Origin of the sequence: Rhizobium sp. 42MFCr.1, assembly GCF_000377185.1 — a bacterium.
In the GTDB taxonomy this organism is placed as follows: domain Bacteria; phylum Pseudomonadota; class Alphaproteobacteria; order Rhizobiales; family Rhizobiaceae; genus Rhizobium; species Rhizobium altiplani.
Genome location: NZ_KB897836.1, coordinates 74588 through 92556, shown reverse-complemented (window position 1 = coordinate 92556; position 17969 = coordinate 74588). Strand labels below are relative to the sequence as shown.

The window sequence follows — 17969 nt, the reverse complement described above, 5'->3', positions numbered from 1 at the left end:
CTTTTGCACTTTCGTACGGATTCAATTTGCTCTTTGTTTGCCTCCTCTCCGCACTATGCAATGGGTCGATCGTGCCAATAGTTGTTCGCCGCAGCGATGGCTTGAAAGTTCATCGCAATGATTTGGCAGGCCATTAAAATGGTTTCGGCATCGTCCTCGTAGATCACCACCAGCCGGTCCCGTATGCTCTTCGAAGGCTGGACCTTCCTCACCATTTCCCATGCAAGCCTGGCGGCCAGATCGACGCCTTCGCGGGGGGTTGCGGTTTCAAGTGATGCAGCGAACTCTTTCACGGATGCCTCCCAGCTTCTTTTGCCGTTGCAGGATAGTTCACTCAGGTTGGCAGGTATTGGACGGTGGCGCCGCTGCTTGCACTATCCGGCCATTCCGTACTGCACCTGAATGTTCAATTTGATGGCCCGATTTGGAAAAGAATGACAGTTGCGGAAAATCCGGATTGTGGCGTCTCGGGCAAAATTGCGTGGTGAATATAGCGAAAAGGAGCAATCGCATGTCGAACCTCACTTCCGCCAATTTCCGGATCAAACGTTGCATGGCGGCATCAGTCTTTTGGGCCGCCATGATAACGTCGGCCGCCTGGGCGGACGGGCAGAAAGAAACGCCGCAGGACCTCATAAACACACTCCACGGGACATTTGGTGCGCACCACGAACGGGCGGTGCACACCAAGGGCGTGATGGTCGTTGGTACATTCACGCCGACTAAGGACGCGAGTAAACTCACGAAAGCTTCCGTGTTCTCCGAAGGAAAACTCCCCGTCGTTGCGCGTTTCTCCCTTTTTGCCGGCGTGCCCGACATTCCAGATACGGCGAATGGCGCGGCACCAACCGGCCTAGCGATCAAAATCAAGGCCAAGGACGGGACTGAGTTTGATTTCGCCACCGATCAACACAACGGATTCGTCGTCGCGACGAGTGACGAATTCGCCAACTTTCTACGTTTGGTAGCCGCGAGCGGTCCGGGCGTGGAACATCCGACGCCGTTGGAAAAGTTCCTCGATAGCCATCCAATCTCTAAGCATTTTGTCGAGACACTCACGTCCCCCGCATCCTACGCAACTGCGACCTTCTTTGGGATCAACTCATTCAAATTTACCAATGGTGACGGAAAGTCGGCGTTTGTGCGCTATCGCTTTGTGCCGAAAGCCGGAGAGCACTACTTGAATCCCGAGGAACTCAAAAGGATGCGACCGAACTATCTCCAAGAGGAAATCGTGTCGAGGATTTCCAAGAAGCCGGTCGTGTTCGATTGGTATGCGCAGGTGGCCGAAGATGGCGACAAGATCGAAGACCCGTCTATTGCATGGCCGGAGAGCCGCAACCTCGTAAGGCTTGGCACATTCAACTTCGATGGCTTACCGCGCGATAAGGCCGTCGCCGACAAGCAAACGCTTTTCCTCCCGGGTACCAGTCACCCTGGTATCGAACCGGCTGACCCCATGCTGACGTTTCGCAACCACACCTATCCGATATCGTTCGGAGAGCGGCAGTAGGAAGCGCCAGTTGCCGGCCGCCGCCCTGTTGCGCCACGAACATTGAAAACAAAGCGCTTTTTCGGGCGCAGATGGGCCGCGTTTCGCATCCGTTCCCATCTGCGCCCATAATTATTTTGGGTGCAAGGGCAGGGCGACGTGTCTGCTTTGCGGCAAGAGGGATCATGCCGATGCAAGTGAAGCAACGTCCTGTCGGCGATCTTGCTTTCTTTTAGAACCTTGACCGTCCTCATGATGTTCCTGGCAGGACCCTGCCGGCCGATGACGTGGGCGAGCACCTCTGCACCATTTCCTCGCTTGCATGCAGTCTGAGCTCCTGAGGCGCGCACGAAGTGGAACAAAACCACAATCAGTCCGCTCGAGGTGCAGGTCACGGTCTCGACGACCATCGAACGAGGGCGAGCAATGTGTTAATCGTCCTGGAAGGCATGAGATTTGAACGGACGCATCAATGGCTGGATCGGGCGGTGAACGCATATCTCGCAAGCTCGCGGCGCTGTCGGCCAAACTCCGGTGAAGCCGGCGGGCTGTCGAATGAGACTGCACAAAAATCGTGAATACTCACTGAGGGATGAGGCAATGGACGAAGATCATACGAAACGCATGATCCTTGAATTCCTGAGGAAGCACACTTTGGCGGTCATTGCGACATGCCACGGCAATGGAACGCCGGAGGCGGCTACGGTCGACTTCTCCGTGCGGGAGTGTTCGACACTTTCAAAGACACCCGGAAGTTCAACAATCTTGCGGAGCGTCCCGGCGTCGCGTTCGTTGTCGGATGGAACGACAACATCACGGTTCAATATGAGGGTGAGGCAACAAGGGTTCCTGCCGCAGATATCGAACAATACCAGGAAGCCCATCTCAACAGCGTCCCGGCCGAAAGGGAGTTCATCGAGAGAGGGGCCGAGATGTTCAAAGCAACGCCGCGGTGGATTCGATATTCCGATTTCAACAAGGAGCCTCCCGAGCTGATCGAGATTCAATTCTGACAGACGCAACGGCTTCGGGTCGCCGTCCGAGGGCGTCGGCTAAATCGTGACACCCGCCTTGTGGGCAAGATAACCTAGAGGATCGCGGAGGCTCAGCAAACCCGATCATCAAGATAAATGTGGCGCTCCCAACGGTCGCGAATCGTGGGCTCGGCGACGTGTTTCGTTCTCGGAACGGCTGCTTTTGGCAGTGGGTTCAATTGATCGCCGCAACACATTCGGAAATTTTTTCCGCGGGCGTCTGATAAAGCAAGGTCTTTCTTGGAGGTTCGTTGAGCTGCCAGGCGATAGCATTGAGCTGGGCTTGGCTATGTACGGACAGGTCGGGCGGAAAAATGGCCTTCAGGCCTCACGAACGAAGTCCTTTTGCAGGGCGACCTCGTCGGTCGGAGCGAGCCTACTTGCCAGACAGCATCGTTTGCAGGACCCCATCGCGTCGAACTAGACCATGGAAGAGCGCTGCCGCCAGATGCACCATCACGAGGGCAAAGAACGCGAAGGCGAGATAGAAATGCGCGCTCCACAGCATAGTATGGAGGCTCGCGCTCTGCGGTAGGATCGGCGGAAGGCGGAACCCACCAAAAAGCACGATGGGATAGGCGGCTGCGGACATCATGGCCCAGCCGATCAGGGGCATGCCGATCATCAGCGCGTACAAGGCAACATGGGAGAGATGCGCGGCAAGTCTCATCGGCTCGGGAAGGTCTGCAGGCAGTGCTGGTGCGCCTGATACGGAGCGCACCAAAAGACGAACCAAGGCAAGAACGAGAATGGCGATTCCCAGCGTCTTGTGGGCTATCAGCAGCGGTACGTACTGCCGTCCGATGGTCGAGACCATTCCGACGCCGATGAATAGCATGGCCAGAATTCCGATCGCCATCAGCCAATGCAACAAACGCTGAACGGCGGAGAAGCGTGTTTTTATGTCCGTCATGGCTTTGCGCTCACTGCTGTTCGAGGATAGTGGTTCGCCTCACTGGTCCGCAGATCATAGGATCTGGCATAAGCTGCCGATCGGGCTGCCGGGAACGGGTCATCGGCTACCTTAATACCGTCAGGCAAAATGGTCGGGTCAAAATTGATATCCCGGCAGGGACCATCGACCTCCGGCTCGATTTTCTGCACCACGAGCGTTCCAGCTTCGACAGTACGCCGCTCGGGCGGCCAGGCCCTCGTCGGATCCGATGTTGGATCTGAGGGGTCGGCAACGGTCAGCACGAGTGTCCAGCGCTGCGGCGATTTGGCAACGCGCTCAGTAATGTCTTCTTCGAGATGATTGGGACCGAGTTTCGCGAAATCCGCGCCGGAGATTGGCACGGCCTGCGTTTCTGGGCGCAATGACCAACGCACTGCGTTCTTTGTACCCGCGGCATCCGTGAAAATGAATGCATTGAGACTGTTAAAAGTTACCTCCGCGTAGCTGGCTGTCCAGGGAGCCTTGGTTGCCCACTCGCCAAACGCAGCGAATTCTGGATGTGCTGCCACGAAGCCTTTCATCGCTTCGGGATCCTTACTCTTCGAGGCCTCGAGCAGGTCGTAGAACCCGTGAGGCGTCGAGACCGCGAAGACGGGTGGGTCAATTAGTGCCATGCGCCAGACGCTGTTGTCAGGCGCTGAGATTTGCACGCCGACGCCCCGCACCCGCACCGTCGGATCAGCGGCGTTCGGATCAGCCGTTGCCAAGTTGAAGCGCCCGAGAACGGGGTAGTGCCCTGCGGTGAATACCGTTGCCTTCGAAAGCGCCACAGCGGTCCCATTCGCTTCAAAGGTGCCAGTGAAGCAGACGCCCTTTGCGTGATTTCGCCGATGTCCCAGCGCGGGTCCGCCCGGAGGCGCCAGGGCGCTGACAAGTTCTGTTGAAGAAAGGCGACCGGGCGAAAGCCATCCGGCAGTGTAGGCAAAGGCGCCGACGCTGAAACCGACCACCGCGGCAATCAGCATCAAAGATCCGAGAGCGGAACGCTGCGAGCCCGGCATACAAGCCTCTCCGTCTTTAGCAGTTTCTCTGCGATGCTAGGAAATCAACGCTAGTGCGTTGACAGGCGATGACGCGGGTTAAAGCGCTTCTCCTGTTCTTTGGGCACGGAGGATGGCATTGTTGTTGAGCGTGGTCAAATCGGACTTCATAACGGAAAGCGCATCCTCAATGGCCGGGATGGGGTACCTGGAAGAGGTGGCGAATCCGTGCTGTGATCGATGTTGGATGGAGCTGAGCGCCTCAAGTCATTCGACAGCTGAACTCGCTCTCCACTCGCAGTAGTCACGCTGTCAGCACGGATGAGCGTATTGGTGATCCCCGATCGGTAATCATGTCGGCGTGCCGCTGGGGCGGCTCGCAAGATCGATATTGGTCGCTTTCATGGCTCCTTCCTTTTTCGATGATCAAGCGGGCGGATCCCGGTTTGGCGCCATTACAAGGCAACAGTGATAAGCGCCTTGATGTTCACGCGCGTTGCAAGAATGGACCGAAGCATCGAAGCTTCAGGCGGGGCACGGCTCGCCAGTCACTAATCGGGCGAGAAGATCTCCAGCCTCAGAGCCAGGGACACCGAGGTCGCGAACTGAGTCCATGTGATTCCGAGCTGCCAGGATCTTCCGGACTGCCGGGAGCCCTTGCCCTCGCAAGGTAGACAGAAACGCATTAGATTGCGCATGAAAAGGATCTGTCTCTTTTGCGCCAACCGCTAGGATAACGCGGCAGTGCGGGTCGTGGTGGTGAGAGAGAGGTGTGAAGCGCGCCACCTCTTCATCCGATAGCGCAATCTCGTTTTGAAGAAACGACCGCTGCAACGGAGCGAGGTCGTAAAGACCACCGAGCAAGAACGCACCTTCGATGCGGGAGGGGATGGTACTCCCATGAAATAGGAAGCTTGCCAGGTGTGCGCCTGCCGAATGCCCGCTGACCGTTAGTGTCGAGGGGTCGCCTCCATACTCTGCGATGCGGTCAATCACCCATCGTTTGGCGCGTACGACTTGGTCGACAAGGACCTCCATCCTGTGGGCAGGCATTAATGCATAGTCGACGATGACAGCGATCGCGCCTGCCTGGGTGACGGTGTTTGCAACACAGGAATAGTCGCGCTTGGAAAACATCCGCCAATAGCCCCCATGGATGAACATGTGGACCGGAAGGTTCTTTCGTGTCCCTTCCGGATAGAAGATATCCAAGCTTTCGGAGGGACCGTCGCCATAGACGACGTTCCCAGTCATTGATAGAGTTTCGCGAGTTCTTTCACTCGCTTTCACGATCTCGCTGACAATGCTGTCGAAGTGCGCAACATGATCACGTATGCGAAATGGGTCCGTTTCCACGATTGCTCCCCAGCTCAGAAACTTGTTGCGATATATTTCGCTTCCATGAATTCGGCAATGCCATGATGCTGACCACCCTCGCGGCCAAGGCCGCTTTGCTTCACACCGCCAAACGGGGCTGCAGGATCGGATACAAGACCACGGTTTAAGGCAATCATCCCAGCCTCGATGCCGTTGGAGACCCGCAGCCCGCGTGCAAGGTCGCGCGTGTAGACGTAGGCAGCCAGGCCGTATTCCGTGTCATTGGCTCTCCGGACGGCTTCTTCCTCGGTTTCGAAGCGATAGAGCGGCGCGACCGGCCCAAAGATTTCCTCTGAGGCCATCTCTGACTCAAATGGCACATCCGCCAGAACAGTCGGAGGATAGAAATAGCCGTCACCTGCCGGGACGTCGCCGCCACAGAGCGCACGGGCTCCTCGGACCTTTGCATCGGCCACGAGGCGTGCGATCTTGTCGACCGCCTTGCGGGTGATCATTGGACCGCATTCGGTGTCCCCGGAAACTCCCGACCCCATAATGAGCGCGCCCATGCGCCTCGTGAGGCCTTCGGCAAATGCATCGTATATCCCCGACTGGACGTAGAAGCGGTTGGCCGCGGTGCAGGCTTCGCCGGCGTTTCGCATCTTGGCGATCATCGCACCGTCAAGGGCCGCTTCCAGGTCTGCGTCGTCGAACACCACGAAGGGTGCGTTGCCGCCCAACTCCATGGAGCAGGAGATGACATTCTTCGCAGCCTCCGCCAAGAGGCCGCGACCGACACCAGTCGATCCTGTAAAAGAGAGCTTTCTGACACGTGGATCCGCGAGAACCTCTGCCGTTAATGGTCCGGGGCTGGTCGTCGTCAGTACGTTTACGACACCGTTCGGCACCCCGGCCTCCTCATAGATGGCAGCCAATGCGTAAGCAGTCAGCGGTGTTTCGCTGGCGGGCTTGAGTATCACGGTGCAACCAGCAGCAAGCGCAGGCGCGATCTTCCGGGTAGCCATCGCCGCCGGAAAATTCCACGGCGTGATCAGCAGGCAGATGCCTATCGGCTGGTAGTCGACGATGATGCGATTGGTGCCTGATGGCGCTATGCCGAACTCGCCCGTAATGCGGACAGCTTCTTCCGCATTCCAGCGGAAGAACTCGGCTGCGTAGGCGACCTCACCACGCGCGTCGCGCAACGCCTTGCCATTTTCCAGCGAGATAAGTGTCGCCAGCATCTCGGAGCGCTCGATCATAAGCTCGAAGCACCGGCGCAGGATCTCGGAGCGCTTGCGTGGCGGCGTAGCCCGCCATCCCGGCGCTGCAGCGGATGCAGCTTCGACACTGGCGCGGGCATCCTCGATCGTGGCATCCGGCACGGTGGCGAGAACCTCGCCCGTCGAAGGGTTCACGACGTCGATTGTCCGACCGGACCGAGATGGCTGCCAGGCTCCATCGATGTAGAGGCCGCGTGCGGTCGCCGTGAGATCCGGCAGGTGGTGGTCGACTTGAGGTATGTGGTGGGCAATGGTCATGATGCTTCCCCGATTCTCTTAGATGGCGGATGCGGCGAGATCGCCTTCGTAGGCCGCTCTGACGAGACGCTTCATGGCGTCGAGGTCAAAAGACCGCGGATTGTTTTTGATGAGCCTGTCGATGCCGAAGGCCTGTTCAGCGGTCCAGTCCAGCTTGTCGGCGGCAAGGCCCAGATCCGCGAGCGTCCGTGTAATGCCTATTGTTGCAAACAGTCTGCGGATCTCTTCGATGGCGGCCAGTGCAAGTTCTTCCTCGCTACCGTTCGCGTTGTCGAGGCCGAGTGCGGTGCCGATTTCGGCCATCTCGGCAGCAGACACGGATCTGTTGTAATTCATCACATAAGGCATCATGGTAGCGACACCGAGACCGTGTGCTGTGTGGGTCAGCGCTCCGGCCGGATATTGGATTGCGTGAGCTGCAGCGGTCCCTGCAGTCCCGAAGGCACATCCGGCCGCCAACGCACCCATCATGACATCGGCCCGTGCGTCTTCATCGGAGCCATTCTTGCAGGCCCTCTCCAGGCTGCGGCCGAGAAGCTTGATCGCCAGCAACGCGAAATGATCGGTAAGAGCGCTCTTTCCGATGAATACATGGTTCTGAGCAAGCAGCGGATCGGTACCGCGTCGCGCCGCGGTGAAGGCCTCGATTGCGTGGGTGAGGGCGTCGGCCCCCGCAACCGCCGTCAGTCCGGGCGGGCAGGTCATCGTAAGTTCGGGATCGCAGATGGCGGTTGTGGCGATCAGATAGGGACTGGATATCCCGACCTTGAGCGTGCGTTCGGAATCGGAAATGACAGCGACGGGCGTGACTTCGGACCCCGTCCCCGCCGTCGTCGGCACAGCGATGATCGGAAGCGTCGGGCCGGGCACCTTGTACTCGCCGTAGTAGTCCTTCAACTGCCCGCCATGGCTAAGGAGCAAGGCGGCACACTTTGCCATGTCCAGGCAGCTCCCTCCACCAATGCCAATCACCATGTCCGGGTGAAAGGTTCGTGCTTCCTCCACGCAGACGGAAACTGTCTCGATGGGAACGTCCGGCTGGACACCATCGTGGATCAGTACTGCGATCGAGGCGGCCTCGAGCGCCTTCACGATATCCGCGAAGACGGGCGTAGCAGCGAACCGCTCGTCAGTGCATAGCAACGCACGCTTGCCCAGCCTCGTGGCAATGTGCGGGAGGGCATGACGTTGTCCCTTGCCGAAGAGAATTTCCTGGGGAAGCCGAATGGCGGCGAAAAGGGTCATTGTGCATGTCCTTTAACAAGTGCTTCGTTTGAGCGGGAAAGGGCGTTAAGTTCGTCCCAAAGCCTTCCAGGAATCTCGATTCCGTCGCAGAGCGCCTGCTGGCGGCGCGACCAGGTGCCGTCGCCAGGGACCGTTACTGGTCGTGTGGGCTCGGCTGGACGCGATTTCCGGATGCGATCGAGGTAGGTACTGAAGCAAGCGAGGAGGTCGGGCTGCTTGCCGGCGTCGATGGCAATCAACACGTCCCCCTTGTTGCAGATGGCATCGGCATCCAGCGTTCCCCGGACGTCAGGCGCAGTCGATGAGTCCGCAATCGAGGCCACCAGCAATTCAAGTGCCATACCAAGAGCGTATCCCTTGGCGTCGCCGAACGGAGCGATCGACCCGTTCATTGCAGCGGCGGCGTCGGTCGTCATTTCTCCGTCGCTGTCGCGTGCCCAACCCTCCGGGATCGCGCATCCGTTTGCCGCATGGTGATGGATCTTCCCCATTGAAACCACAGAGGTCGCGAGATCGACGACCAGCGGTCGGTCCGCAGTCGGCACGGCAATCGCAAGGGGATTGGTTCCGAGGAGGGGCGTTGTTCCGCCATATGGGTGGACGAGTGCCTCGCTCGAAGATAGCGCGATCCCGATGATGCCTTCTTTCGCGAGGTGCTCTACGTAATAGGCGAGCATCCCCAGGTGGTTTGAGTTCCTGATGCCAGCAACGGCGACGCCTGTCGAAGAAGCGCGTTCAGAGAGCATGGTGCATGCCTGGAGAGCGACCACTGGCCCCAGTCCGCGCAGACCGTCGATCTTCAGGAATGACGGCGTTCGCCAGTGTGATTTCCCTTGGGTGCTTGGATCGATGAGACCATTGCCAATTCTCTGAAGAATCCTCGGCAGCCTTTGAAGGCCATGCGATGGATGACCTCTCAACTCTGCTTCGACGAGAACGTCGGTTTGCTGCAAAGCGTATGAACGAGGGGTCCCTTTTTCCTCGAGAAGGTTCCTCACCAGGTCCGCCGCTATCTCCCTCTTTACTCTCACGACAGCTCCAAATAAAATCCTATAGGATATAGTATTGAATATCGGCGAGCATCGTGTTAGCGATTGGTTCTGTCAAGAGGCAATAGATGATGCAGAATAGAACACCCACGATCGTTAACGATGCGCCGGACACGGGCGCGTTCATCCCGAGGGCCAATAGTCTTGCGGGAAGCGTGTATGAGGCAATCTTCGCCCAATTGATGGCTTTGAAGATTCCCCCAGGCGCAAGGATCAATGTCGATAATCTGGTGCGCGAACTGAATGTCTCGCAGACGCCCATCCGCGAAGCGCTTGGGCGGCTGGAAGGGGAGGGACTGGTAGTCAAGACCCACCTAATCGGTTACAGCGCGGCTCCCCAGATCGCCCGACGCCGCTTCGACGAGCTCTATCAGCTGCGTCTTCTGCTTGAGCCGGACAGCGCAGCCAGAGCGGCCCTCGCGATGGACGATGAAAAGCTTGCAACGCTTCGCGAAGCAGCCGGAGTGATGGGGCGACGTGATGGCACCGATGAGCGCCTTCGCTATTCGACATTCGCGCGCCAGGACGCAATGTTCCACGACCGTATCCTCGAATATGCGGGCAACGAGCTCATCCGCGAGACGCTCAATCACCAGCACACGCATTTCCATATCTTCCGTCTGATGTTCCACTCACGGGTGACCGAGGAGGCTCTCGACGAACACGAAGCGTTACTGACGGCATTCGCCGCAGGCGACGCCTCCGCCGCCGAGAAGGCGATGCGCGTCCACCTTGAGCATTCACGGGACAGGCTGCTCCCAGCTTTCGATTGAGGAATCTGCGATGTCGAGCGTTGTCAGCATTCACAGAGATGGAAGAGCGCCCGTGGTTCAGGCCGATGACCTCGCACGTCAGCCGGTGTTGCGTGCCGAAAACCTTTCCAAGGAATATGGCCCGGTCACGGTTCTTTCGGATGTGACACTCGACATCCATCCCGGCGAGATTCACGCGATCATCGGCGAGAACGGTGCCGGCAAATCGACTTTCATGCGGCTTCTGTCCGGCTACGCCGAACCTACAGCAGGTTCGCTGAGCATGGACAAGGGGGTGGTCCGTTTTGTCGGGCCTGAGCAGGCCCAGCAGGCTGGTATTGTTCTGGTCCACCAGGAAATTCTGCTTGCCGATGCCCTGACTGTCGCGGAAAACCTGTTCCTCGGCCGCGAATTGATGCGCAACGGAGTCGTTGACGACCGGACGATGCGCCGTCTCGCCGCTGAGAAGCTGGCTGAACTCGGAAGCATGGTTTCCCCCAATGCGCTGGTGCGAAACATCTCGCTTGCCGACCGCCAGCTTGTCCAGATCGCTCGGGCGCTGCTGGATGATCATAGGCTGGTGATCTTCGACGAACCGACAGCCGTCCTTACGGGGGACGAGGTCGAGCGATTGCTCTCGATCATCCTGCAACTCAAGGCGCAGAAGATTGCTGTCCTCTATATCAGCCACCGTCTCGACGAGGTGCAGCGAATTGCCGACAAGGTAACGGTGCTGCGCGACGGCAAACTGGTCGGCACGCACCCGGGCCACAGTCTCAGTCAGTTGGACATGGCGCGTCTTATGGTCGGACGCGACCTCGCGGCGCTCTATCCGGAAAAGTCACCCGCGGCCGCGGGTGAAAGGATGCTTTCAGTCCGGAACCTGTCAGTTCCGGGTTTTGCAAAGGATATCACCTTTGACGTTCGCAAGTCCGAGATCCTCGGCTTCGCCGGAATGATCGGGGCGGGCCGGACGGAGCTATTCGAAGGCATCATGGGGTTGAGACCGGCAACTGGCGAGGTCGAGCTCGAAGGCAAGTCGATCAACATTCATTCGGCGCGGGCGGCGATCGACGCCGGGATCGGTTACTTGACCGAGGACCGGAAGGGAAAAGGCCTTCTTCTCCAGGAGCGGCTTGCACCCAACCTCACCCTGTCCGCGCTTCAACGGTTTCATCCCGGTTTGTTGATGCGGCGACGCCGCGAACAGACCGCTCTGACACAGGCCGTCGATCAATACGACATCCGATTGAAGAGTTTGGGGGTGAAAGCAGGACAGCTATCCGGTGGCAATCAACAAAAGCTTCTGCTTGCAAAGATATTGTTGGCCGCGCCCTCGGTCGTCGTCATCGACGAGCCGACGCGTGGCATCGATATCGCCAACAAGGCGCAGATTTACGCATTCATCCAGCGGCTCGTGATGGAGGGGAAGGCGTGCGTCGTGATCTCCTCCGAAATGCAGGAACTGATCGGGATCTGCGATCGAATTCTTGTGATGCGGGAAGGGCGCATCGCGGGGGAGGTCTCAGGAGACGAAATGACGGAGCACAACGTCGCGCTTCTGGCGACAAGCGACGTTGCTCCGGGAAAAGGCGAGGGAGGAAACAGATGACTGTCATTACGGGTTCGACCCCGGTCAAACCGGAGCGGGAATGGAATATCGGATGGGCGGATGTGGGACCATTTGTGGCTCTGATCGCATTGCTGGCAATCGGTTTTGCGGTCAATCCGGATTTCCTCTCCGCGACCAATCTCGGCAACGTCATCACCCGCAGCGCCTTCATTGCGATCATCGCGGTCGGAGCAACCTTCGTCATCTCTTCGGGGGGCCTTGATCTCTCCGTGGGCTCCATGGCCGCATTCATCACCGGGATCACGATCATGTTCATGAACCGGATGGCACCCGACTGGGGTGTTTCGGCAATCCCGGCCGGGATGGTGGTGGCGATTGCCGTGGGTCTCCTCTGCGGATTGATGAACGGCATTATTGTGACTGTCGGCAAGATCGAGCCGTTCATCGCGACGCTCGGAACAATGGGCATCTTCAGGGCACTGATCACGTACATGTCCGACGGCGGCACGATCCCCATCGATCGCACTCTCCGCGACGCGTACCGCCCCGTGTACTTCGGCACCATCGCGGGCATCCCGTTGCCGATCCTGATCTCGATTGCCGTCGCTGTCGTCGCCTCGTTCATTCTCTACAAGATGAAGTACGGGCGCAAATGCGCCGCGGTCGGGGCCAACGAGGACGTTGCCCGCTATTCCGGCATCTCGATAATCAAGACCCGCACGATCGCCTACGCCATCCAGGGGGCCTGCGTTGCGATCGCCGCGATCTGCTACGTGCCGCGTCTTGGCGCGGCCACCCCGACGACTGGCGTTCTCTGGGAACTCCAAGTCATCACGGCAGTTGTCATCGGCGGAACCGCACTCCGCGGCGGCAAGGGTCACGTCTGGGGCACGGTTGCCGGAGCGGTCATCCTTGAACTCATCGCCAACCTGATGGTGCTATCCGACTTCGTTTCCGAATACCTGGTGGCGGGCGTCCAGGGCGTGATCATCATCATCGCGATGCTCATTCAGAGGTTCTCGAAATAATCCGCGTCCGGACCGCGCGGCGAATGAATTTTGTCGGTCCTATTCTGGGAGGAATGAATGTTGAAGAGGAAATGGGTTGTGGCACTCGCCGCAAGCACGGTGCTGCTCGCGGGTCACGCATTGGGCGCCGACAAGAAAGTGGTCGCCGTGTCGATCCCGGCTGCCGACCACGGTTGGACGGCAGGCATCGTCTATCACGCGCAGGCCGCAGCAAAGGAAATCAATGCCGCGTTTCCGGACGTGGAGGTGGTGGTAAAGACCTCGCCTTCGGCTACGGCGCAGGTGAGCGCGCTTGAGGATCTGTCGGCCGGACGCAAACTCGATGCGCTGGTGATCTTGCCTTACACGTCCGAGGAACTGACGACCCCCGTCAAGGCGGTGAAGGATGCGGGAACCTTCATCACGGTCGTCGACCGCGGCCTGAACGATCCAACGATCCAAGACCTATACCTGGCTGGCGATAACATCGCCGTCGGACGCAACACTGCAAAATTCATGATCGACAAGCTGGGCGGCAAGGGGAACCTCGTCGTGTTGCGGGGAATTCCGACAGTGATCGACGACGAGCGCATTCAAGGATTCCAGGACGCGATCAAGGGCACTGACCTCAAGGTACTCGACATCCAGTATGCGAACTGGAACAGTGACGAGGCCTTCAAGCTGATGCAGGACTATCTGGCCAAATACCCTCAGATCGACGCCGTATGGGCAAACGACGACGACATGCTGCTTGGGGTGCTCGAAGCGGTCAAGGAATCCGGGCGCAAGGATATCAAGCTGGCACTCGGCGGCAATGGCATGAAGGACATCGTCAAGAAGGTCATCGACGGAGACGCCATGACCCCGGTCGAAACGCCTTACCCGCCAGCGATGATCAAGACAGCGATCTACATGACGGTCGCCAACTTGGTCGGACAGGCTCCCACCAGAGGAAACGTCAAGCTCGACGCGCCTCTCATCACGCAGGCGAACGCGAAGGAATACTACTTCCCGGACTCGCCGTTCTAATCATAGAAACAGGGGTGGCAAGGAGCCACCCCGCCGCATGGACAAAGAGGAGTAAATCATGCCAGGCAAGAAGATACTGATGCTGACCGGCGAATTCACCGAAGAGTACGAGATCTACGTTTTCCAGCAGGCGATGGAAGCAGTTGGCCATACGGTCCACGTCATCTGCCCTGACAAGAAAGCCGGAGATCTTATCAAGACCTCGCTTCATGACTTCGAAGGCGATCAAACCTATACCGAGAAGCTCGGGCACTTCTTCACCATCAACAAGACATTCTCAGAAGCCGAAGTGCAGCTAGACCAATATCACGCCGTTTATGCTGCCGGTGGCCGCGGTCCGGAATACATCCGCACCGACAAACGTGTGCAGGCCATCGTCCGTCATTTCCACGAGAAGCAGAAACCGATCTTCACGATCTGCCATGGCGTGCAGATTCTTATTGCGGTCGACGGCGTCGTGCGCGGGAAGAAAGTCGGTGCGCTCGGCGCTTGCGAGCCGGAAGTCACACTCGCAGGCGGTACCTATATCGACCTTTCGCCGACCGAGGCCTACGTTGACGGCACCATGGTATCCGCAAAGGGATGGACGGCGCTCGCCGCATTTATCCGGGAATGCCTGAAAGTGCTCGGGACAGAGATTCACCACCGGGATGATGTTGCACAGGCAGCGTAAGCTCCTGCGACCTCTCCATCAGGGTCGCCGTCACCCGGCGGCCCCAAACCAGAAGTTTCACTGCTTCCGATGCACCATTCGTTTGCGGCCAAGCGTGAAGGGGTGGGGCCCTCTACGGTCTGCATGGGATCTGTCGAGCCTCCCCTGGTCGTTTTGAGAAGTCAAAGGTTCGCAACGAAACTTCGACTGCACCGCCATCAGATGTAACGGCAGGTTCAGAAGCGACGGCCTGATCAATCCTACTTCGAAGGCAACGATGGAGCGACATATCACTCTTCTCGTTCGGCGCGCGATCGCTGCCGCCATCGCCAGGAAATATAGGAAGCCTCGGATGCAACATTCACCGGATCTTGATGCAGTCATCAACAACGGCGGGGCCGCCTCGCTACGTCGCAGTTTTACTCGGAACTGATGGTGCGCGCTCGAGTATCCGGAAAGGCTATCGCTAAGGCGGATGGATATATTGCAGCCACAGCAGCGGCCAACGGCCTTTCGGTTACAACACGCGATACAAGCACCTTCGAAGCCGTTGGATTGAAAGTTATTAATCCATGGCTTTTGCATAGCCGCCCAACCTTGAAAAATGCGCGATGACGTCAGGCAGGTCCTCGATCATTCGTGCCCTATAGAGGCGCCCGCAGCGGTGGCCGCGGGCACGTCCTGGAGGAGCTTATGGGGATCAGCGCTGCTTGGAGACAGTGCGGAGACGAACGGTCCAGCCGTAGTGGGTTTCGTAACCCTTGACGTCAGCGCGGTAGACGACGCTGTCGACGACCGCCGAAATCGGCTGCAGGGTCGGAACGAGGTCCTCGTAGCGCTTCTGGATGTCCTCATACATTGCCTTCTGCTTCCCCTGGTCGCGTTCCACCAAGGCTTTGGCCGACATGTCGTTCAGCTGCTGGTCGAAGAAAGAGGTCCGCCAGCCGATAATTCCGCTGAGCTTGGCATCGTCGGCATTGTTTGGATTGATGACTAGTGCTCGTAGGTTGGAATGCGGATGCGGCTCCTGACCACCGCCGCCGCGGCCGACGATCATCTCGAACTTGCGTTCGCGCATCGGGCCATAGATCTGGTCTCCGGCCCCCTGGACGATCTCGGCCTTGATGCCAGCCTGGGCCAGCGTCGCCTGGATCGCGGTGGCGGTGTCGGCAAACGGCGGCTCGTTGAGCGTCAGCAGCTTGACGGCGAAACCGTTCGGATAACCCGCCTTGGCGAGCAGTTCCTTGGCCTTGGCGACATCGACCTTGTAGTCGGGATCCGGCAGGGCGCCGATCACCCCCTCTGCGACTGGGCGCAGACGCTTGGCGCCGTAATTCGGCATGATCGTCTTGTTGATGCCGTCGTAGTCGATGAGATAACGGATCGCCATTCGGACATCCTGGTTCTTGAACCGTTCGTCCTTCATGCTGACTGCGAGGAAGTAGAAGCCCGAGCTTGGCGTGCTCTGGACTTCGACATCCTTGTTCTTGCTGAGTGCGGCGATATCCGGAACGGAAAGACCGATCGCGACATCGACGTCACCCTTTTCCAGCATCAGGCGTTTGGTCTGGGACTCCGGAAGGTGACGGAAGATGACCCGCTCCATCTTGGGTTTTTCGCCCCAGTAATCGTCGAACCGCGTCAGTATGAGCATTTCGTTGGAGGACCAGCGCGTCAGGTTGAAGGCTCCGGAGCCGGCGGCATTGACCTTCAGCCAGGCCGCGCCCCTGTCGCCATTGGTCTCGTGGGACATGACGGTCTTCATGTCGACGACTGCGCTCGCATCTGGCTTGCCGAAGATATCGAGGGTGAGCTGCGGATCGGTCGCTTGGGCGGGCTTGAGGGTGATCTTGTTGCCGTCCGCCGTCAAAAGCGAGTCGATATTGTTGCCCCTGTAGCCAAAGGACGACCAAACGCCCGCGCCGACAAGACCAAGGCCGATGTTGCGCTTAATTGACCAGACGACGTCTTGCGCTGTCACCGGGTTGCCGGAGCTGAACGTCGCGCCGTCTCTCAGCGTAAAGGTGATCGAACCATCGTCGGCGATCGTCCAGGAGCTCGCAAGGCCCGGATTGACGGTCTTCTTGTCGGCGCCCAGTTCCACCAGCGTGTCGTAGAGATTGGTGATGACGCCGGTCGCCTCGCGCCCCGAGATCGCAGCCGGATCTAGAGTAAGGATATTGTTCATGCTCAGGCCGACGATCAACTGGTCGGCAGGCGTGTCCGCAAATGCGACCATCGGCGCGGACAGCGTCAAAGCCGTGGCGAGCGCCACATGCCTCATCCATTTCATTGGGGTTCCTCCATTCTGGCGCTCACGGTAAGACATCATATGAGCTGATGTCTTGTATGAAGACCTAAACAGCTTCCTTCGTCAACATATGCTGGCAGTATCGCGTAAATTTGTCTAAATACGGAAACCACGGGGCTTCGATGGAGCCTTGGCATCGTATTTCTGACGCCTTGTCATATGATAAGATTGCTGTTACCCGACATGGGTTCGGTCCGAATAGGAGGAGTAGGATGAAGCGGCTTCTGATCACCGGAGCTGCCGGCAGTATGGGCATGGCCATGCGGCAACGACTCGGCCATTTGGCCGAAACCATTCGCGTTTCCGATATCACCCCGCTGACGGCGATGACGCCCAATGAGGAACCGGTCAGCTGCGACCTGATGGATGCTGACGGTGTGATGCGAATGGTGGAAGGCTGTGACGGTATCTTGCACTTCGGCGGCATCCCGTCGGAAAACACCTTCGACAGTATTCTGGAGGCCAATATACGCGGCCTCTACAATCTCTACGAAGCGGCACGCAAGCATGGCAAGCCGCGCATCCTGTTCGCCAGCAGCAATCACACGGTTGGCTTCTATCGCCAGGACCAGTTCATCAGCGTCGACCAGCCGACCAAACCGGACGGCCTCTACGGCGTATCGAAATGTTTCGGCGAAGCTCTGGCGCAGATGTATTTCCACAAGTTCGGTCAGGAGACGGCGATCGTCCGCATCGGTGCATGCTGGCCGAAGCCGACGACGGTGCGAATGCTGGCGATCTGGCTGAGCTTCGACGACATGGCCTCGCTCGCCGAGCGAGTGTTCAAAGCGCCCTATCTCGGTTGTCCGACGATCTGGGGCGTTTCCGACAACCAGGCGAAATGGTGGGACAATTCGGCTTCCGCCTATCTCGGCTGGAAACCGAAGGACAATTCTGAGACCTATCGCGCCGAACTGGAGCGCAGCCCCGGCATCCCGGACAAGGACTCGTCCCAGGCAAAATGGCAAGGCGGTGGTTTCGTCGACGAGCCAATCTATATCGAGCCTCCGCGCTCCCCGATCCGGTAAAGTC

16 protein-coding genes and 2 pseudogenes are annotated in these 17969 nt (G+C 58.5%); 9 read left to right on the top strand and 9 right to left on the bottom strand.

Annotation, left to right across the window (positions count from 1 at the left end; translation table 11 throughout):
• Positions 1–53 precede the first annotated feature (53 nt).
• On the bottom strand, positions 54–293 hold the full coding sequence (locus tag C934_RS0118700; RefSeq protein WP_018858175.1) for a hexameric tyrosine-coordinated heme protein: 240 nt from the start codon (positions 291–293) through the stop codon (positions 54–56).
• A 218-nt stretch (positions 294–511) separates the two neighbouring features.
• Here C934_RS0118700 and C934_RS0118695 point away from each other — a divergent pair, with 218 nt between their 5' ends.
• Together C934_RS0118695 and C934_RS32130 are read left to right on the top strand one after the other, a co-directional pair.
• Positions 512–1513 carry a catalase family peroxidase gene (locus C934_RS0118695; RefSeq protein WP_018858174.1) on the top strand — a complete coding sequence of 334 codons (1002 nt, stop codon included), beginning with the start codon at positions 512–514 and terminating at the stop codon, positions 1511–1513.
• Between the two features lie 650 nt (positions 1514–2163).
• A complete protein-coding gene (locus tag C934_RS32130; RefSeq protein WP_245267971.1) occupies positions 2164–2505 on the top strand; it encodes a pyridoxamine 5'-phosphate oxidase family protein in 342 nt (113 codons plus the stop codon).
• Between the two features lie 196 nt (positions 2506–2701).
• Here the strand turns inward: C934_RS32130 and C934_RS35710 are convergent.
• The 7 genes and pseudogenes from C934_RS35710 to C934_RS32125 all read right to left on the bottom strand — a co-directional run.
• A pseudogene (locus C934_RS35710) lies at positions 2702–2851 on the bottom strand (IS30 family transposase); the annotation flags it as partial.
• Positions 2852–2902: 51 nt separating this feature from the next.
• Positions 2903–3439: a cytochrome b gene (locus C934_RS0118685; protein ID WP_018858173.1), complete on the bottom strand. Its 537-nt coding sequence runs from the start codon at positions 3437–3439 to the stop codon at positions 2903–2905.
• On the bottom strand, positions 3436–4482 hold the full coding sequence (locus tag C934_RS0118680; RefSeq protein ID WP_018858172.1) for a catalase family peroxidase: 1047 nt from the start codon (positions 4480–4482) through the stop codon (positions 3436–3438). The genes C934_RS0118685 and C934_RS0118680 overlap by 4 nt, the downstream gene beginning before the upstream one ends.
• Before the next feature lie 504 nt (positions 4483–4986).
• Positions 4987–5817: an alpha/beta hydrolase gene (locus C934_RS0118675; protein WP_026371920.1), complete on the bottom strand. Its 831-nt coding sequence runs from the start codon at positions 5815–5817 to the stop codon at positions 4987–4989.
• A gap of 14 nt (positions 5818–5831) precedes the next feature.
• Positions 5832–7319, bottom strand: coding sequence for an NAD-dependent succinate-semialdehyde dehydrogenase (locus C934_RS0118670; RefSeq protein WP_018858170.1), 1488 nt, complete (start codon positions 7317–7319; stop codon positions 5832–5834).
• Between the two features lie 18 nt (positions 7320–7337).
• On the bottom strand, positions 7338–8564 hold the full coding sequence (locus C934_RS0118665) for an iron-containing alcohol dehydrogenase (protein WP_018858169.1): 1227 nt from the start codon (positions 8562–8564) through the stop codon (positions 7338–7340).
• Entirely contained in the window at positions 8561–9595 is a 1035-nt protein-coding gene (locus C934_RS32125; RefSeq protein WP_083929876.1) for an Ldh family oxidoreductase, read from the bottom strand. Before C934_RS32125 ends, C934_RS0118665 begins: the two co-directional genes overlap by 4 nt.
• A gap of 89 nt (positions 9596–9684) precedes the next feature.
• Here C934_RS32125 and C934_RS0118655 point away from each other — a divergent pair, with 89 nt between their 5' ends.
• The 6 genes and pseudogenes from C934_RS0118655 to C934_RS35705 all read left to right on the top strand — a co-directional run.
• A complete protein-coding gene (locus C934_RS0118655) occupies positions 9685–10386 on the top strand; it encodes a GntR family transcriptional regulator (RefSeq protein WP_018858167.1) in 702 nt (233 codons plus the stop codon).
• A 10-nt stretch (positions 10387–10396) separates the two neighbouring features.
• The gene (locus C934_RS0118650; protein WP_245267970.1) at positions 10397–11977 is read left to right on the top strand and encodes a sugar ABC transporter ATP-binding protein; all 1581 of its coding nucleotides are present in this window, start codon (positions 10397–10399) and stop codon (positions 11975–11977) included.
• A complete protein-coding gene (locus tag C934_RS0118645) occupies positions 11974–12966 on the top strand; it encodes an ABC transporter permease (RefSeq protein ID WP_018858165.1) in 993 nt (330 codons plus the stop codon). The genes C934_RS0118650 and C934_RS0118645 overlap by 4 nt, the downstream gene beginning before the upstream one ends.
• 57 nt (positions 12967–13023) lie before the next feature.
• On the top strand, positions 13024–13974 hold the full coding sequence (locus C934_RS0118640) for a substrate-binding domain-containing protein (RefSeq protein ID WP_037089991.1): 951 nt from the start codon (positions 13024–13026) through the stop codon (positions 13972–13974).
• A 58-nt stretch (positions 13975–14032) separates the two neighbouring features.
• A complete protein-coding gene (locus C934_RS0118635; protein ID WP_018858163.1) occupies positions 14033–14647 on the top strand; it encodes a DJ-1/PfpI family protein in 615 nt (204 codons plus the stop codon).
• Positions 14648–15028: 381 nt separating this feature from the next.
• Positions 15029–15241 (top strand): annotated as a pseudogene (locus tag C934_RS35705) (hypothetical protein); the annotation flags it as partial.
• A gap of 85 nt (positions 15242–15326) precedes the next feature.
• Here C934_RS35705 and C934_RS0118630 read toward each other — a convergent pair.
• A complete protein-coding gene (locus tag C934_RS0118630; RefSeq protein WP_026371917.1) occupies positions 15327–16910 on the bottom strand; it encodes an ABC transporter substrate-binding protein in 1584 nt (527 codons plus the stop codon).
• A gap of 239 nt (positions 16911–17149) precedes the next feature.
• Between C934_RS0118630 and C934_RS0118625 the strand changes: the two genes are divergently transcribed.
• Complete coding sequence (locus C934_RS0118625) at positions 17150–17965, top strand: NAD-dependent epimerase/dehydratase family protein (RefSeq protein ID WP_018858161.1); 816 nt, start codon at positions 17150–17152, stop codon at positions 17963–17965.
• Positions 17966–17969 lie beyond the last annotated feature (4 nt).

Bases quoted from the DNA above. Each gene is read 5' to 3' on its own strand.
- C934_RS0118695 (WP_018858174.1), top strand. From the start codon at position 512: ATGTCGAACCTCACTTCCGCCAATTTCCGGATCAAACGTTGCATGGCG.
- C934_RS32130 (WP_245267971.1), top strand. From the start codon at position 2,164: ATGCCACGGCAATGGAACGCCGGAGGCGGCTACGGTCGACTTCTCCGT.
- C934_RS0118685 (WP_018858173.1), bottom strand. From the start codon at position 3,439: ATGACGGACATAAAAACACGCTTCTCCGCCGTTCAGCGTTTGTTGCAT.
- C934_RS0118680 (WP_018858172.1), bottom strand. From the start codon at position 4,482: ATGCCGGGCTCGCAGCGTTCCGCTCTCGGATCTTTGATGCTGATTGCC.
- C934_RS0118670 (WP_018858170.1), bottom strand. From the start codon at position 7,319: ATGACCATTGCCCACCACATACCTCAAGTCGACCACCACCTGCCGGAT.
- C934_RS0118665 (WP_018858169.1), bottom strand. From the start codon at position 8,564: ATGACCCTTTTCGCCGCCATTCGGCTTCCCCAGGAAATTCTCTTCGGC.
- C934_RS0118655 (WP_018858167.1), top strand. From the start codon at position 9,685: ATGCAGAATAGAACACCCACGATCGTTAACGATGCGCCGGACACGGGC.
- C934_RS0118650 (WP_245267970.1), top strand. From the start codon at position 10,397: ATGTCGAGCGTTGTCAGCATTCACAGAGATGGAAGAGCGCCCGTGGTT.
- C934_RS0118645 (WP_018858165.1), top strand. From the start codon at position 11,974: ATGACTGTCATTACGGGTTCGACCCCGGTCAAACCGGAGCGGGAATGG.
- C934_RS0118640 (WP_037089991.1), top strand. From the start codon at position 13,024: ATGTTGAAGAGGAAATGGGTTGTGGCACTCGCCGCAAGCACGGTGCTG.
- C934_RS0118635 (WP_018858163.1), top strand. From the start codon at position 14,033: ATGCCAGGCAAGAAGATACTGATGCTGACCGGCGAATTCACCGAAGAG.
- C934_RS0118630 (WP_026371917.1), bottom strand. From the start codon at position 16,910: ATGAGGCATGTGGCGCTCGCCACGGCTTTGACGCTGTCCGCGCCGATG.
- C934_RS0118625 (WP_018858161.1), top strand. From the start codon at position 17,150: ATGAAGCGGCTTCTGATCACCGGAGCTGCCGGCAGTATGGGCATGGCC.